Genomic DNA, 15,820 nt, shown 5'->3' with positions numbered 1-15,820 from the left:
CCTTTACCAACGTTCAGGGTGTGAGACCCGAGAAGAGTGCACGACGCGCGCGGCCGGCGCAGCGTCAGGCGCGGGCTCGTGGCACAACTTGAGTAGTCGACGGACCGGTTTCGACCTGTTCGAACAGGGCGGCCGCTCGTTCGGCGGAGGCCCTGGCCCACCGTCCGGTGCTGAGCAGGCCCAACGCGAGGACGCCGAGCCCGGAGACGACCACCATCCACCAGACGCCGGCGGAGGCGATCGTCCCGGAGATCGCCACGCCGAGGGTGATACCGGTCTGGCGGCCCGACGACGCCACCGAGGTGGCCAGGCCCGCCATCGACGCGGGCATCCCGGACACCGCCGTGTTGGTGATCGGCGCGTTGATGGTCCCCTGGAAGACGCCGAACAGCAGAAACGTGCCGAGCACCGCGACCAGCGGAGACGCCGGCCCGAGCCACAGCGACGCGACACCGCCCAGGGCCAGGGCCGCCCCGGAGACCGCCAGCGGCAGCCGGGGCCCGCGGGCGGCGATGACCCGGCCGGAGATCGGCGCGAGCACCACGATCAGCAGCCCCAGCGGGATCATGCACAACCCGGCCGTCAACGCGTCGAGGCCGCGGACCTCCTGCAGGTACAGCGTCGTGACGAACAGGAACGCGCCGAACGCGCAGAACGCCAGCACCGCCATGACGATCGCCGCGGCGAACGGCACGCTGCGGAACAGGCGCAGCTCCAGCAGCGGGTCGGCGCGGCGCGGCTCGTACCACAGCAGGCCACAGAACCCGAGGACACAGACCACGATCAGAGCCACGATCACCGGAGACGTCCAGCCGAGGTGGGTCGACTCGATGATCGCGTAGACGAGGCTGCCCAGGACCAGGATGACCAGCACCTGGCCGACCGGGTCGACCCGGCGCGCCCGGGCCGCCCGCGACTCGGGGACGAACAGCAGCGTGCCCACGGCCGCCAGCACCACGATCGGCACGTTGACCCAGAAGATCGAGCGCCACCCGAACCCGTCGACGAGGGCACCGCCGAGGATCGGTCCCAGCGCCAGCGCCAGCCCCGACATCGCCGCCCACACCCCGATGGCGCGGGCCCGCTCGGCCCGGTCGGGGAACGTGTTCACGACGATCGCCAGCGCCACCGGGTTGAGCATCGTGCCGCCGACCGCCTGCAGCACCCGAGCCGCGACAAGCCACCCGGTGCCCGGCGCGAGACCGCACAGCAGCGAGCCGACCCCGAACACGGCGAGCCCGGTGAGGAAGACGCGCCGGCGACCCACCCGGTCGGCGGTCGACCCGGCGAGCACGAGGAAGCTGGCCAGCACGAGCGTGTAGGCGTCCACGGTCCACTGCAGTGCGGACACCGACGCGTCGAGGTCCCGGCGGATCTCGGGCAGCGCGAGGTTGACGATCGAGATGTCCATCGCCACGATCACCAGGCTCAGGCAGCAGATGACCAGCACCAGGAGACGGCGGCGGAGCTCCATCCCCCGAGTGTGACGATCGGTCCGCCGGCCTGCGCGGCGTGCGGCGAAGGTCATAGTGCTGTCCGCTATTTGCCAATACTCCGATTTAGCGTATTACGTGGGCCCGCCACGGTCTCATGGACCGCATGAGGCGATACAACCTCCGCCTCCGGCACGTGGTGACGCTGCTGATCGTCGCCGATGCGCTGGTGCTGGTGGGTCCCGTGGTCGGTCTGCTGACCGGCGGGTTCGGCTGCGCGGTCCGGGCGCAGTTCCTCGGCGGCCCGGCGACGGCCCTCGACCGGCTCGCCGCCGGGTCGTGCGGCGGCTTCGACCTGGCGACCACGCGGATCGCCGGCCTCGCCGCGGTCGCCGTGGTGTGCGCGGCGCTGGCGGTCGTGTCGTGGCTGGGCGCCGAGTTCGTGTATCCGCGGGTCGGTGGCGCGTTCGCGAACTGGCTCGGCTGGACCTGCGTCGTCGGCGTCGGCGGCGCCGGGTGGGCGCTCGCCGTCACCGCCGTGGCCGGCACCGGCGACCGGGCACTGGAGACCGCGCAGGTCGGCGTGCTCGTCGCGTGGACTGCGCTGGTGCCGGCCGCGGTCCTCGCCGCGCTGGTGACGGTGACCGTTGTCATGCGGGCGCTCGTCCCGGCCGGAAAGCCCACGGTCGAGCCGGCGGTGCGGCCGGCGCAGCCGACGTTCGCGGCTCCCGTGGTCGACCGGTGGGCCAGGAACTACGTGGTTCCCGGGCCGGCCGGCGAGCGCGACGCGGTCGGGATCTGCCTGTCCGGCGGCGGCATCCGGTCGGCGTCGTTCGCGATGGGCGCGATGCAGGCGTTCGCGGCCAACGGCGTGCTGAAGAGCGCGCGGTACCTCGCCACCGTCTCGGGCGGCGGCTACCTCGGCGGCGCGTTCCAGCGGCTCCGGGCCGAGACCCCCGCCGTGCCGCCGTTCGCGCCCGGTTCCGCCGAGGAGGACCACGTGCGGCGGCACGGCCGGTACATCGCCGACGGCGCCGCCGAGTGGGTCGCCGCGCTCGGGTCCGCGGTGCGCAACATCGTGCTCGGCCTCGGCCTGCTGTTCGCGACCCTGATGGTCACGGGCACGTTCCTCGGGTGGGCGTACGCGATGGTGTGGCCGTGGTCGGAGCCGGTGCTCGGATGCCTGGCCGAGGAGAAGGGGTGCGGCTGGATCCCGGCCTACCCGGTTCCCACGCGGTGGGCGGTCGCCGTGGTGGGCGGGGCCGCGTTCGTGGTCTGGATGGTCGCGGGCATCCGCGTCACGGGCAGGACGCTCGCCTGGCGGCGGCGCCTCGAACGGTGCGCCGAGATCCTCACCGGGCTCGCGGTGGCGGTCGTGCTCGCCACCATCGGCCTGCCGACGGTCGCCGTCGTGGCCGCGGAGGTCGCGGGTCCGCGGGCGCCGGTGGCCCCGGGCGGGTTCGAGGTCGCGTCGGTGGTCGGGCTGGTCACCGCCGTCACCACGCTGTGGAACATGATCGGACGCAGGTTCGCGCCGTCCGGTGAGGCGCCGGCGGACAAGGACGCCCCGGCGAAGGGACGGCGGCTGCTCACCCGGATCGGCTCGCTGGCCGGGTTCGCGACGCGGGCGCTGCTCGGCGCGGTGGTGGTGCTGGCTCTGGGCGCGTTGGCGCTGACGGTTCTCGGCGCGAGCATGGCCCGCTCGGTCGCCGCGTACCTGCCCGGGCCCGAAGGCGACCCGCCGATCACCACGTGGTGGTTCCTGTCGACGCTCGGCGGGCTGGCCCTGGTGGTCGCGGTCTTCGACCAGACCCGGATGAGCCTGCACCCGTTCTACAAGCGGCGCCTCGCGACCGCGTTCCGGTTGCGGCGCAACGGGACCACGGTGGAGGCGGCCCCGTGGGGCCGGCTCGACCCGATGACCATGTACGGCACGCCACCACCCGCCGGTGAGGGCCCCGAGCTCGTGGTCTGCGCGGCCGCCAACGTGTCGGGGCAGAGCCTCGCGCCGCCCGGCCGCCGCGCGGTCCCGTTCGTGTTCACCGACCGGTACATCGGCGGACCTCAGCTCGGGTACCTCAGCACCCCGCGCCTGGAGGAGGCCCTGGAGGATCGGACCTACCGGTCCGACATCACGTTGCTCGCGGCCATGGCGATCTCCGGCGCCGCGTTCGCGTCGGCGATGGGACGCATGAGCGGGCCGTTCAACGCCCTGCTGGCGCTCGCGAACGCCCGGCTCGGCGTGTGGCTGCCGAACCCGAGGTACTTCCATCGGCACGGTTCGCTGCCGCTGCTGGAACGGATGCGCTCGGCGCTGCCGAGGGTGCGCCGCGTGACCTACTACGTCCGCGAGCTGCTCGGCAGCTACCCGCCCGACGAACGGTTCGTGTACGTCTCCGACGGCGGCCACTACGAGAACCTCGGGCTGGTCGAGCTGCTGCGACGCCGGTGCACCACGATCTACTGCGTCGACGCGACGGGCGACAGTTCGATCGCGCAGACCCTCGCCGAGGCGGCCACGCTGGCCTACGAGGAGCTGGGTGTCGACCTCACCATCGACGGCGAACGGCTGGCCCGGCGATCGGCCGGCGCGGGCGTCAGCCCGAACGCGCAGCTCCGCTCGCTGGAGGCGCGGTACGCGACGCAGAGCACGGTGCGCGGGCGCATCCGGTACCCCGACGGCACCACCGGCCGGCTGATCGTCGGCAAGGCCGTGCTCACCAGGGAGACGCCGTACGAGGTGCGCGCGTACGCCGTCCGGTCCGACCGGTTCCCGAGCGACTCCACCGCCGACCAGTGGTTCGACGTCGACCAGTTCGACGCGTACCGGGCGCTCGGCTGGCACATCGGCCGCCAGATGGCCCCACCGGCCGAGCCGCCGCCGACACCGCCGGCGCACAGCGCGGTACGGCCTTCGACGACCCCGCCGACGACGAAACGACCGGAGACGAAACGGCCGGCGGTCAAGCGGCCGGGGTCCCGCCGGGCGGGCCGGCGGTGAGCGCACGGGCATGGTGAGCGCAGGGGCATACAGTGGCGGCCGTGGTGACGTTCGAGGTCGACGACGTTGTTCCCGCGGCCGGACCCCTGACGACCCGGCCGCTCGGTGACCTGTACGACGACGCGATCGTCGTCGGTGGCGACCCGGCCCTCCCGGTCGTGCCGCACCACGGGGTCCATCCGCTCCTGTCGGCGGTCGGGCTCGCCTTCAACGACCACCGGCCGCTGGTGCTCACGCCCGACGCCGTCTGGCTGACGATCGCGCAGGGCGTGGCGCAGCACGTCCGGTTGAACGCCGAGGCGCTGCGGCACCGGCTCGTGCGGCACACCGGGCGGAAGAAGCTGGTCCTGGACCTCACGACGCTGCCGACGACGGCCGCCGAGTGGGCCGGTGCGGTCGAGTCGGTCGGCAAGCTGCTCGCCGCCGAGGTCGACGACGCCGACCTGTTCGAGTGCGACTTCTCCACCAGCACGCCGGTCGACCGGACCGCGGCCCGGGTGGTGCTGCTCGACGCCTACTCGCCGTACTTCTCGGTGTGGCTGATGGGGGTCTGCGGCATCCCGTCGGTGACGCTCACCGGAACCGTCGACGACTGGCGGCGGATCCGCGAACGCGTCGGCGTGCTCGCCGAGCGGTTCGGCCTGGAGACGTGGTGCCGGTCTCTGGCGCCGATCGCCGACCAGTTCGTGCGGGCCGCGGCCGGCGAGCCGGACGTCGCGTTCTGGAAGCGCATCTACAACCCGGCCGACGCATACGGCGGCCAGTTGATCACCGGCTGGGCCACCCGCTTCTACCCGTACCTGGAGGGCGACGGCGGCCAGGATCGGCCGAACCCGATGCTCGACCTGCCCCTCGACGAGCCGCGTGACCTCACCGTCGGCCCGGACGACCACATGGGCTACACCGGGCCGGGCATCACCAGTGCCACCGTGCCGGCGACGCTGTCGCGGGTCCGGGTGAACCTGGTCGACCTGGCCCGGGGGGAGAACTCCACCGTGACGCTGCACGGCGGGGTGGCCGCTGTCGCGCAGGACCCCGACGGTGCGCTGCGGCCGGTGACCGGTTGGCACGTCGCCACGGCCGCCGTGGAGATCGACGACGTGATCGAGCGGATCGTCGCCGAGCACCACGCGGATCCGCCGGTGCCGTCCCGGTTCCCGAACGGGCCGGCCGAGATGCTGGCGATCTACCGGCGGATGGGCTCGGCGACGCTGTTCGACGGCGCCTGGCGGCTGCTGCCCGACCGCGAGACCCGCCACGCGGGGTTCCCGCGCGGGCCGTCGATGACCGCCTACATCGACCTGCCCGACGGGCGCAGCATCGCCGAGGTGTCCGAGTACTCCACCGGCACGTCGTACTGGGTGGTCTGCCGCATCGAAGCGGGCGGTCCGCCACCCGGGCCGGACGAGTACCGGTTGCCGCCGCCGGACCGGCTCATCGACCGGCGGCCGGAGGACGTCCCGGTCTACGGCACGTCGCTGGCGCTGCTGCTCGAGACGGCCCTCGACCATGGCGGCGACTTCGAGCGGTTGCGGGTCGGCACCCTCGACCGGTTCGGGCCGCGCGAGTAACCAGGCACATCTGCGCGACGTTGACCCGAGTGGCGCCTTGACCTGCTCGAACTGATGTTCGATAGTCGTCCGGGTGGAAGCACCGACGACGCTGGAGCACTGGTTCAACGGCATCCCGAGCCAGACGGGACGCCGTGACATCTACCTGCGGGTCAACCCCGCCGGTCCGCTGTGGGAGATCGAGGCCCGGCACGCCGGGCAGGTCTCGCTCACCGAGTACGGCTCGGAGGAGCACGCCCGTCGCATCCTCACCCACCTGCTGAAGACCGGTGGCTGGCGCAGACTGCCGTCATGACGGAGTTTCCGCGGCTGCTGCACACCGTGCTCGACACCACCGACCCGCGTGCACTGGCCGAGTTCTACCGGGAGCTGCTCGGCCTGCGCTACCGCGACGGCGACGAGACGGTCGACAACCCCGACTGGCTGGTGCTGGTCGACCACGCGGGAACGCGGAAGCTGGCGTTCCAGCGGGTCGACGAGCTGACCCCCACGACGTGGCCGCGGCACGAGGTCCCCATGCAGCTGCACTGCGACTTCACGGTCTCCTCGGAGGCCGAGCTGCGACGGCAGCGCGGCCGGGCGGAGGCCCTCGGCGCCCGGCTCCTGCTCGACCGCACCGACGACCCGGACGAGCCGCTCTACGTCTTCGCCGATCCGAGCGGCCACCCGTTCTGCGTGTTCGTCGCCTGACCGGCTAGATCCAGCCCTGCTCCCAGGCCAGGTGGGCGGCCGCGTGGCGGGTGCTGACGCCCAGCTTGGTCATCGCCGACGACAGGTAGTTGCGTACCGTTCCCGGCGCCAGGTGCACCCCGGCCGCGATCTCGGTCACCGCCGCACCGGTGCGGGCGGCACGGAGGACGTCCAGTTCCCGGGCGGTCAGCGGACACGCGTCCTCGACGAGGGCGCTCGCCGCGATGTCGGAGTCGACGTACCGCCGGCCGGCGTGCACGTCGCGGATGATCTCGGCCAGCCGGCCCGCCGGCGTGGTCTTCGGCACGAAGCCGGCCACCCCGGCCGCCAGGGCCCGGCGCAGCACGGCCGGGCGGGCGTGGCGCGTCACCAGGATCACCGGGATGCCCAGTGCCGCCCGGATTCCGGTGGCCGCCTGCAGGCCGTCGCCCGGTGGCATCTCCAGGTCGAGCACCGCCACCTGCGGACGGTGCGCCAGGGCGAGGTCGACGGCGGCGGCGCTGGTCGCGGCCTGCGCCACGACGCGCAGGTCGGGCTCGAGCTCCAGCAGCGCGGCGAGGGCGCCGCGGATCAGGCCCTCGTCGTCGGCCAGCAGCAGGGTGATCACCGGGACGCGACCTCCGCGGTGACGGTGAAGCTGTCGTCCTCCCGCCGCCAGGCGAGCGTGCCGCCGGCCGCCGCGAACCGGTCGGCGAGCCCGGCCAGCCCGCCGGCGGTCGCCGACGACGCGGTCAGCGGCGCGTCGTTGCGGACCAGCAGCCGCACCCCGCCGTCGTGCCGGGTCAGGGCGATCTCGGCGGACCCCGCCCGGCTGTGCCGGATCACGTTGGTCGTGGCCTCCCGCACCACCAGCCCGAGCAGCCGTTCGGTCGCCGGGACGAGGGTCGGCAGCCCTTCGTCCTGACGGGTGGTGCAGCGCACCCCGGCGGCCGCCAGCACCCGGGTCGCGTTCGCGATCTCGGTGGCGAGGCTGACGGTCCGGTACCCGTGCGCGACCTCGCGGGTGTCGCGCAACGCCTGCCGTGCCAGCGACTCCACCTCGCGCATCTCGGCGACCGCCCGCTCGGGATCGGTCTCCACCAGGCGCGCGGCGAGCTCGCTCTTCAACGCGATCACCTGCAGGCTGTGACCCTGGATGTCGTGCAGTTCGGCGGCGAACCGGAGCCGCTCGTTGGCCACGGCCGCCTCCCCTTCGACCTGGCGGGCCCGGTCGACCTGCTCGGCCACGTCCCAGAACCACAGCTGCGCGGCGACGGACGAGCTGGCCATCACGGTCACGACCGCCGCGACCCCCATCGCCGGGAGCAGCTCCTGCCCGGCGATCGCCGCTCCCGCAGCGGCGGCGGCCACGATCAGCACCGTGCCGGCGGCCGTCGTCCGGAACCGGGGGAGCCCGCTCCCGGCCACCGCCGCGGAGACGAGCAGGGCCGTGAGCAGCAACCACGGCAAGGGCACATCGGGTGGCGACCGGTACAGCGGTGCCGCCGCCACCGAAGCGGCGAGCGTGGCGGCGGCCGTCCCGGCGAACGCGAGACCGACCCGGCGGGTCATCGGCGGCGGCCCGCCGGCCCGTACCGAGACGCGCATGAAGTGGAGGGACATCCCGCCCGCGCCCACCACCGCGACGGCCATCAGGACCATCGTCGGCAGCGGCGTCGGCCAGCGGTTGGCGAGGTCGACCGTCACCATGACCGTGATCGCACCGACGAACAGCAGCAGCGACCACAGCGTGATGTGCCGCAGGTACCGCAGGCGGGTGCGGTAGGGAGCGGCGGCAACGGTCACGCCGCAATCATGCGGCCTCGACGGAGCGAACAGTCCATGACATCTGTCATGAGCTTGCGTGCGGGCGTGCACACCGGTCGATGTCGGTGCGCACTACCGCGCTCACGCGGTCCCGAAGAAGCTTTCTGCCCATGAAGACGGACTCGGTTCTGCGATGCGCGGGCCTCCGCTGCCGCTACGGCGACTTCGAGGCGGTGCGCGGGGTCGACCTGACGGTCGGCCGGGGCGAGCTGTTCGCGCTGCTCGGCACGAACGGCGCGGGCAAGACCACGATTCTCGACACGCTGCAGGGGCACCTGCGGCCGACCTCCGGCGAGGTGCGGGTCCTCGGCCTCGACGTGCACCGCAACCGCCGCGAGGTGGCCGCCCGCACCGGCGTCGTCATGCAGGAGTCGGGGTTCGCGCCCGGGCTGACGGTCGCCGAAACGCTGACCCTGTGGCAGGGCCTCACCGGTGCGGCCCCGAACCGGCTTCTGGAGGAGGTCGACCTCACGCACCGCGCCCGGGTGAAGGTCGGCAAGCTGTCCGGCGGCGAGAAGCGGCGGCTCGACCTCGCGGTCGCGCTCATCGGTGACCCGCAACTGCTGTTCCTCGACGAGCCGACCACCGGCCTGGACCCGCAGTCGCGCGAACGGGCCTGGGAGGTGATCCGCCGGCGGGTGCGCGACGGCGTGGCGGTCGTGCTGACCACCCACTACCTGGAGGAGGCGGAGGAGCTGGCCGACCGGCTCGCGATCCTGCACCAGGGCCGGATCGTGACACAGGGGACGCTCGACGAGGTCGCCGCCGGCCAGCCGGCCCGCATCCGGTGCTCGTTGCCGGCCCGGCTGCAGGGCGCCGCCATCCCCGGCCTGGTCGGCGAGCAGGTGTGGACCGGCGCCGGCGACCTCGAGATCCGCACGACCGACCTGGTCGGTGACATGCAACGGCTGTCGACGTGGGCCGACCGGCTCGACGTCCGTCCCGAGCGGCTGCGGGCGACCCCGCCGTCGCTCGCCGAAGTGTTCCGGGGGTACAGCACATGAAACCGTGGGCGCTCCTCGCCGTCGCCGAGCTGAAGCTGACGCTCCGCAGCCCGCTCGTCGCCGCCACCGCCGTCCTCGCCCCGCTGGCGATGGGCCTGTTCCTGCTCGGCAACCGCGAGCTCGGCGGCGCCGGCATCGTCTCGATGCAGCTGCTGGCACTGCTCGGCTTCACCCTGTACGCGGGCGGGACCACGACCCTCGCCGCCCGCCGGCAGCAGCTGGTGCTGAAGCGGCTGCGCACGTCGCCGGCGTCGGACCGCACGATCGTCGCGGGCCTGATGCTTCCGCTCGCGCTGCTCGTGGTGATCCAGGCGGCGATCCTGATCGCGACCACGATCGTGGTGACGGACACCTGGCCGCACACGTGGTGGCCGCTCGTCCTCGCCGTGGCCGGCGGCACGGTTCTGGTGATGGGTCTGGCGTTCATCACGGCCGCGTTCACCGGAACGCCGGAGCTGGCGCAGGTGACCACGCTGCCGGTGTTCCTGGCCCTGTTCGCCGGCGGCCTCTGGGCCGGCTCCACCCCGCCCGACGAGGTGACCTGGCTGATGGTCCTGGTGCCCGGCGGCGCGGTCGCCCAGCTGGTGCAGCTGGGCTGGGACGGCGCCGGCCTGTCCGTGTCGACCGTGCTGCCGCCGCTGGTGGCGATGGTGGTCACCGGCGCCGCGGCGGCCTACCTCGCGGGACGTGTCTTCCGGTGGCAGCCCCGGTCCTGAGACCCTCTCGGTGGAACACGCGTCGAAGCGGAGTGATGTTGGTCCCCGCGGGGTATCTCGCGGGGGCACGCCTGCCGCCCTCCGGGAGGACCGGACCATGCTCAGTGAACGTGAGCGGCACCTGCTCGAACTGATCGAAGCAGACCTGTCCGCCGGCGACAGACGGTTCGCGGCCGCGATGCGCGCCGGCCGTCCGAAGCCGCCCCGCGAGTACCGGCGCACCTGGACAGCCGTGCTCGTGGTGCTCGGCCTGCTCGGCGTCGTCGCGGTCGTCGTCACCGGCCACTGGGGCGCCGTCCTCGCGCTGGTGGCGGTCGCCGTGCTCGGCCTCGTCCGGTTCGTGCGGCGCCGTCTCGACTGATCCGGGACGCCTATTCGCCGGTCAACGCCCGCCGGTTCCGATGCTCGAGCATGACCTTGAACCGGTCGTCCGGCGGCATGCATTCGAGGTGCGACCGCGCGGTCAGCGGGACGCGGCCGTCGGGGCCGACCGGAGGGCTGTCGTTCCGGGCGGTTCCGTGCTTCTTCGCCCGCTCGTGGTCGTCGGCCATCTTCGCGTGGACGCCGGCCTGGACGCCCGCCCGGATCCGCTGGCGGGCGTCGTCGATGGTGGTGACGACGCCCGCGGAGATCTTCGCCTCGACCCTTTCGAAGGCGGTGCTGAGAATGCCGGTCACCACCGGCGCGTCGGGCGCGAGCATCAACATGTCGGCCGCGAAGTCGGTTTGCTCCATGAGGAGGATCTGCCGGATGTCGCGGAACGACTCGAGCAGGTCGTTGCGTTCACGGCGGCGGCGGTACCCGTCCCGGGCGATCGCCGCCCAGGCGCCGAGCGCGACGGCGACTCCGGCCGCCGTGGTGATGATGACCTGAGTTGTGCCCATCACGCCGCCCTTTCCCGATTGTCCACGGTGAATCCGAGCGGCGGGGGCGTCGTTCAGATTCCGTATGTGTCCTCGTACTTCTGCAGAATTCCCAGGGCCTGGCCCTTCATCCGGTGCTCGGCCCGATCCTGTGCGATACGGGCGATGTCCTCGCAGGAGTAGTTCATCCAGCGCAGAACGTTGAAAGCGACGCTGACCAGGTCTGCCGCCTCGCGCGATGCCCGTTCCCTGTCGTGCCGGTCCCAGTGTTCCGTCAATTCCTGGAACTGGATTTCCGCTGCTTTCCGGAAATGCTCCAGGGGCTTTTCCTTGATCAGCTCGTCGGCCTCGTTCCAGGCGTCCCACATCATCTGGAACGGTCCCAGGACATCGTCGTCCCGAAGCGCTTCGCCGGTTCCGCTCACCGCGTCTCCTCAGTTGTCACCGGAAATCCTCCGCAACTCATCCAGATCGTAAATCGTGATCCGATGCCGGCCGGTGGATATGGTGCCCTGCTCGCGGAGCTTCCGCAGTTCCAGCGCGACGGCGTCGCGGGAGGCGCCGATTCCGCTGGCGATGTCGTGCTGGGACAGTGTCGTTTCGATGACCAGACCCGGCCCGTTCCGGTGACCGTCGACCTCGTTCGCGAGTTCGAGCAGCCATCGGGCCAGCCGGCTCCTGACGTCGGCGCGGGCGATCAGCGCCTGCTCGTCGGCCTGGCGGCGGCGGTGGACCACCGCCCGGTACATCAGGGGCCACAACCGGTGGTCGTCGACGAACCGCAGGAGGTCGTCGGCCTCCACGTCGAGCCCCTCGACGTCGGTGATCGCCGTGACCGTCGCGAAGCGGTTCTCGGCCATGAGCACGCCCTCGTCGCCCATGATCTCGGTCGATCCCCGGATCGCGAGGACGACCTCCGCGCCGTCGGGCGCCTTCTTCGTGATCTTGACGTTTCCCGATCGGATGACCAGGACGGATCGGGACGGTTGTCCTTCCCAGAAGATCGTCTGCCCGGCCGGAACCAGCAGCGGGGTGCCCATCGACTCGAGCGCCGTGCGCTGGTCGGTCGACAGGACGTCGACGATGTTGACCGATCCGCTGTCCTCCATGCGTCAAAGTGTAAAATTACACAATGGAACTCGTAAAGCCCCGCATCCGCTACTTCCACCGGAAGTGGACAAAGAGCCGCCCGAAGTTCTTGGAGTCCTTCTCGACCCGGTGATACAGCGCCTTGACCTCCTTCTGGTCGAGGAACCGCAGCACCCGCTTCTTCAGCTGGCCCGACCCCTTGCCCGGAATGATCTCGACGAGGGTCGCCTTCTTCTGCACCGCCTCGGCCATGATCGCGTTGAGAGCACGGTCGATGTCCTGGCCGCGGTTGAAGATGTCGTGCAGATCCAGCTTGAGCTTCACCGGCCCGAGACTAACGTCGGAACACATGGAATATGTACGCCTGGGCATCAGCGGACTGAAGGTCTCCCGCGTCGCGCTGGGGATGATGAGCTACGGCGACCCCGACCTGCGGCCGTGGAGCCTGCGGATCGACGACTCCGAGCCGATCGTCCGCCGCGCGGTCGAGGCCGGGGTGACGTTCTTCGACACGGCCGACGTCTACAGCACCGGCGCCAGCGAGGAGATCACCGGCAGGCTGCTGGCGAAGCTCTTCCCGGACCGTGACGCCTACGTGCTGGCCACCAAGGTTCACGGCGAGATGGGCAAGGGCCCCAACGACCGCGGACTGAGCCGCAAACACATCATGGCCTCGATCGACAACTCGCTGCGCCGGCTGGGCACCGACCACGTGGACCTGTACCAGGTGCACCGGTGGGACCCGGACACGCCCGTCGAGGAGACCCTGGAAGCCCTGCACGACGTGGTCAAGGCCGGAAAGGCCCGCTACATCGGCGCGTCGAGCATGTACGCCTGGCAGTTCGCGAAGGCCCAGTACACCGCGTCGGCCAACGGCTGGACCCGCTACGTGTCCATGCAGAACCACTACAACCTGATCTACCGCGAGGAGGAACGGGAGATGAACCCGCTCTGCCTCGACCTGGGCGTCGGCCTGATCCCGTGGAGCCCGCTGGCCCGGGGAATGCTGACCGGCACCCGCTCGCGGGGCGGCGGCAAGCACACGCTGCGCGCGCAGACCGACCAGTTCGGCGACACCCTGTACTCCGACGACGACTTCGCCGTGGTGGACGCCGTCGAGGAGATCGCCGCCAAGCGATCGGTGCCGGCCGCCCAGGTGGCGATGGCGTGGCTCCTCCACCAGCCGGGCGTGACCGCACCGATCTTCGGCGCGACCAAGCTGACCCACGTCGACGACGCCGTCGCCGCGGTGACCCTGACGCTGGACGAGGACGAGCGCAAGGCCCTCGAGGCCCCGTACCGCCCCCACGCGATCTCCGGCCACTCCTGACCCCCGCGTGGGTCGACCGCCCCGTCGATCGCGTCCCGCGCGGAGCGCGGCCGGCGGTCGGCGGGACGGGTCGGTCGGGTGCGGGCCAGGCTGGGCGGGCCAGGCTGGGCGGGCCAGGCTGGGCGGGTCAGTCGGCGGGGAGGCCCAGGCGTTTGCGGACCCGCTGACGTTGCTGGCAGAAAATGCGGTCGGAGCTTCGCCGGCCGTCGGTGGCCGTGGCGGCCGCGCGGCGCTCGTCGGTCCAGAAGCCCAGGACGCGGTCGTACCACTCCAGGGCGGCGGTCAGCGCTCCGTGGTCGACCAGCAGTTCACCGACCAGCTGGCAGGGGCCCTCGGTCAGCTCGGGATCACCGGCCAGCCGGGCGAGCTCGGCCTCGGCCTCGTCGCGGTCGCCCTCGGCGAGCAGTACGCCCAGCAGTTCGGCCCGGGCGAAACAGGCTGTCTCGCCACCCAGGTCGATGACGGACGCCAGGATCGTGTGGCATTTCTGGTGTTCGCCGGCCAGCCACCATTGGTTGGCCGCCTCGATCAGCAGCCCGCTGGCGGAGCTACCGGGGGTGGCCCCGGCAGCCTCGGCTTCGAGTGCGGTCGCCTCTTCGGCGTGCTGGATGGCTGCAGCGCGCGGCATCCAGGGAATTTAGCGGCGTTACCCACCAGCTGGGCGGATTGTCACGGCGTGTCAAGCTGCCAATCATCCGCAAGGTCGCGCCGGGTCAGACCCAGCGCCGGCCCAGCAGCATGCGGTCCCACCACGACTCGTACGGTATGGATTCACCGACGTAGATGGGATGGAAGTACGCGAAGAACGCGGCGACCACGAGGATGTAGATGCCCAGCGCGACCGCGCCGACCATGCGACGGTCGGGCGCGCCGGCGCCGCGCAGGCCCGGCGGGCCCATGATCGAGCCGAGCACGTACACCACGGCGAGCACCAGGAACGGCAGCGCCGGCAGCGCGTAGAACACGAACATCGTGCGGCCGCCGTCGTAGTGGTACCAGAACCAGGGCAGGAGCCCGCCGGCCACCATGAGGCCGATGACCCCGGCCCGCTTGTCGCGCTGGGCGATGCCGAACCACGCGAGCCCGACCAGCGCCGGGATGAACGACCACCACAGGATCGGGTTGCCGAGCAGCAGCACCTCGGCCGCGCAGCGGTCGGCACCGCAGGGCGCGTCGGTGCTCCAGTAGAACGCCACCGGCCGGCCCATCAGCAGCCACTGCCACGGCCAGGACTGGTAGTCGTGCTTGCTCACCAGCGTCGTGTGGAACTGGTACGCGCTGACGTGGTAGTCCCACAGGTTCCGCAGCGCGCCGACGATGAACGGCTCGTCCTTGCCGACCGCTTCCAGCCCGTGCCGGTTCCAGCCGTGGTCGGTGGCGAACCACCCGGTCCACGAGGCCAGGTAGACGCCGATGACCAGGGCGCCCATGCCGAAGCCCCAGCCGACCACGTTCGCGGTCCCGCGCAGCCACGGTGTGCGGGCGCCGACCGCGCGGCGCAGGCCGATCTCCCAGATCAGCATGATCAGCATGATCGCGGGGATGAAGAAGCCGCCGCTGAGCTTGACCGAGCACGCGCAGCCGAGGAAGAACGCGACCCCGAGCCGCCACCACGGCACGCCCAGCCGCGGGCTGTCGCCGAGGGCCAGGGCGCCGCTCTCCAGGGCGACCAGCATGCGGCGGCGGCGTTGGTCGCGGTCGAGCACCACGCAGCCGAACGCAGCGAGCACGAAGAGCATGAGGAAGATGTCGAGCAGCGCGGCCCGGGACAGCACGAAGTGCAGCCCGTCGAGGGCCAGCAGCAGGCCGGCGGCGCAGCCGAGGATCGTCGAGCGGAACAGCCGGCGGGCGATGCGCACGAGGAGCAGGATCGACACGATGCCGGCCACGGCGGCGGAGATCCGCCACCCGAAGGAGTTGTAGCCGAAGATCCACTCGCCGAGCGCGATGCACCATTTGCCCAGCGGCGGATGGACCACGTAGTCGCCGGCGTTGTTCTCCGGCTTCCACTCGACGCCGTAGTTGAGCAGCTCGTGTGCCTCGGTGGCGTAGTAGATCTCGTCGAAGATCTTGGTGTCGGGGTGGCCGAGGTTGGCGAGCCGCAGCACGCCACCGACCAGCACCACGAACGCCGTGGCCAGCCACGACATGGGGTCGCGGCCGATCGTCGTCAGCCTGTCACGCACCGTCGACGGCAGCTCGACGACGTCGGCCGGTGGCGGCTCGGGCGCGTCGTCGAGGGTCACCGGCTCCTCGTCAAGAGGTTCGATCGCGGTGGCCGTGGTGTCGGTGGTCACCCGCCGATCGTAGGCTGCTC

Annotated in this window: 17 protein-coding genes; 8 read left to right on the top strand and 9 right to left on the bottom strand. The window is 71.8% G+C overall.

What is annotated here, in order from left to right; all coding sequences use genetic code 11:
- Nucleotides 1–64: 64 nt before the first annotated feature.
- Nucleotides 65–1,474, bottom strand: a complete 1,410-nt coding sequence (locus tag Voc01_RS26590) for an MFS transporter (protein ID WP_203930282.1) — start codon at nt 1,472–1,474, stop codon at nt 65–67.
- Between the two features lie 125 nt (nt 1,475–1,599).
- Here Voc01_RS26590 and Voc01_RS26585 point away from each other — a divergent pair, with 125 nt between their 5' ends.
- The 4 genes from Voc01_RS26585 to Voc01_RS26570 all read left to right on the top strand — a co-directional run bounded on the left by Voc01_RS26585 (nt 1,600) and on the right by Voc01_RS26570 (nt 6,695).
- Nucleotides 1,600–4,434 (top strand): hypothetical protein, encoded by a 2,835-nt coding sequence (locus tag Voc01_RS26585; RefSeq protein WP_203930281.1) that lies wholly within the window; start codon nt 1,600–1,602, stop codon nt 4,432–4,434.
- A 41-nt stretch (nt 4,435–4,475) separates the two neighbouring features.
- A complete protein-coding gene (locus Voc01_RS26580) occupies nt 4,476–6,005 on the top strand; it encodes a DUF4419 domain-containing protein (protein ID WP_203930280.1) in 1,530 nt (509 codons plus the stop codon).
- A 73-nt stretch (nt 6,006–6,078) separates the two neighbouring features.
- Nucleotides 6,079–6,300 (top strand): hypothetical protein, encoded by a 222-nt coding sequence (locus Voc01_RS26575; protein ID WP_203930279.1) that lies wholly within the window; start codon nt 6,079–6,081, stop codon nt 6,298–6,300.
- Nucleotides 6,297–6,695, top strand: a complete 399-nt coding sequence (locus Voc01_RS26570; protein ID WP_203930278.1) for a VOC family protein — start codon at nt 6,297–6,299, stop codon at nt 6,693–6,695. Before Voc01_RS26575 ends, Voc01_RS26570 begins: the two co-directional genes overlap by 4 nt.
- Before the next feature lie 4 nt (nt 6,696–6,699).
- On the opposite strand, the gene Voc01_RS26565 is transcribed toward Voc01_RS26570, so the two are convergent.
- Together Voc01_RS26565 and Voc01_RS26560 are read right to left on the bottom strand one after the other, a co-directional pair.
- On the bottom strand, nt 6,700–7,302 hold the full coding sequence (locus Voc01_RS26565; RefSeq protein WP_203930277.1) for a response regulator transcription factor: 603 nt from the start codon (nt 7,300–7,302) through the stop codon (nt 6,700–6,702).
- The gene (locus Voc01_RS26560) at nt 7,299–8,480 is read right to left on the bottom strand and encodes a sensor histidine kinase (protein ID WP_203930276.1); all 1,182 of its coding nucleotides are present in this window, start codon (nt 8,478–8,480) and stop codon (nt 7,299–7,301) included. The genes Voc01_RS26565 and Voc01_RS26560 overlap by 4 nt, the downstream gene beginning before the upstream one ends.
- Nucleotides 8,481–8,611: 131 nt before the next feature.
- Here Voc01_RS26560 and Voc01_RS26555 point away from each other — a divergent pair, with 131 nt between their 5' ends.
- The 3 genes from Voc01_RS26555 to Voc01_RS26545 all read left to right on the top strand — a co-directional run bounded on the left by Voc01_RS26555 (nt 8,612) and on the right by Voc01_RS26545 (nt 10,582).
- On the top strand, nt 8,612–9,505 hold the full coding sequence (locus Voc01_RS26555) for an ABC transporter ATP-binding protein (protein ID WP_203930275.1): 894 nt from the start codon (nt 8,612–8,614) through the stop codon (nt 9,503–9,505).
- The gene (locus Voc01_RS26550) at nt 9,502–10,221 is read left to right on the top strand and encodes an ABC transporter permease (protein WP_203930274.1); all 720 of its coding nucleotides are present in this window, start codon (nt 9,502–9,504) and stop codon (nt 10,219–10,221) included. Before Voc01_RS26555 ends, Voc01_RS26550 begins: the two co-directional genes overlap by 4 nt.
- A 97-nt stretch (nt 10,222–10,318) precedes the next feature.
- Entirely contained in the window at nt 10,319–10,582 is a 264-nt protein-coding gene (locus Voc01_RS26545) for a DUF3040 domain-containing protein (protein WP_203930273.1), read from the top strand.
- Nucleotides 10,583–10,592: 10 nt separating this feature from the next.
- Here Voc01_RS26545 and Voc01_RS26540 read toward each other — a convergent pair whose 3' ends face one another.
- The 4 genes from Voc01_RS26540 to Voc01_RS26525 are packed head-to-tail and all read right to left on the bottom strand — an operon-like array spanning nt 10,593 to nt 12,497.
- Entirely contained in the window at nt 10,593–11,105 is a 513-nt protein-coding gene (locus Voc01_RS26540; protein WP_203930272.1) for a hypothetical protein, read from the bottom strand.
- A 53-nt stretch (nt 11,106–11,158) separates the two neighbouring features.
- Nucleotides 11,159–11,509, bottom strand: coding sequence for a hypothetical protein (locus tag Voc01_RS26535; protein ID WP_203930271.1), 351 nt, complete (start codon nt 11,507–11,509; stop codon nt 11,159–11,161).
- Between the two features lie 9 nt (nt 11,510–11,518).
- On the bottom strand, nt 11,519–12,193 hold the full coding sequence (locus Voc01_RS26530) for a Crp/Fnr family transcriptional regulator (protein ID WP_203930270.1): 675 nt from the start codon (nt 12,191–12,193) through the stop codon (nt 11,519–11,521).
- 49 nt (nt 12,194–12,242) lie between these two features.
- Complete coding sequence (locus tag Voc01_RS26525; RefSeq protein WP_203930269.1) at nt 12,243–12,497, bottom strand: Smr/MutS family protein; 255 nt, start codon at nt 12,495–12,497, stop codon at nt 12,243–12,245.
- A gap of 25 nt (nt 12,498–12,522) precedes the next feature.
- Between Voc01_RS26525 and Voc01_RS26520 the strand changes: the two genes are divergently transcribed.
- Nucleotides 12,523–13,503 (top strand): aldo/keto reductase, encoded by a 981-nt coding sequence (locus Voc01_RS26520; RefSeq protein ID WP_203930268.1) that lies wholly within the window; start codon nt 12,523–12,525, stop codon nt 13,501–13,503.
- A 127-nt stretch (nt 13,504–13,630) separates the two neighbouring features.
- Here Voc01_RS26520 and Voc01_RS26515 read toward each other — a convergent pair whose 3' ends face one another.
- On the bottom strand, nt 13,631–14,131 hold the full coding sequence (locus tag Voc01_RS26515; RefSeq protein ID WP_203930267.1) for a hypothetical protein: 501 nt from the start codon (nt 14,129–14,131) through the stop codon (nt 13,631–13,633).
- An 85-nt stretch (nt 14,132–14,216) separates the two neighbouring features.
- Entirely contained in the window at nt 14,217–15,800 is a 1,584-nt protein-coding gene (locus tag Voc01_RS26510; RefSeq protein WP_373873874.1) for a dolichyl-phosphate-mannose--protein mannosyltransferase, read from the bottom strand.
- Nucleotides 15,801–15,820: the final 20 nt, after the last annotated feature.

Source organism: Virgisporangium ochraceum, assembly GCF_016863655.1.
Classification (GTDB): Bacteria; Actinomycetota; Actinomycetes; order Mycobacteriales; family Micromonosporaceae; genus Virgisporangium; species Virgisporangium ochraceum.
This window is presented reverse-complemented; position numbering and strand designations above follow the sequence as displayed.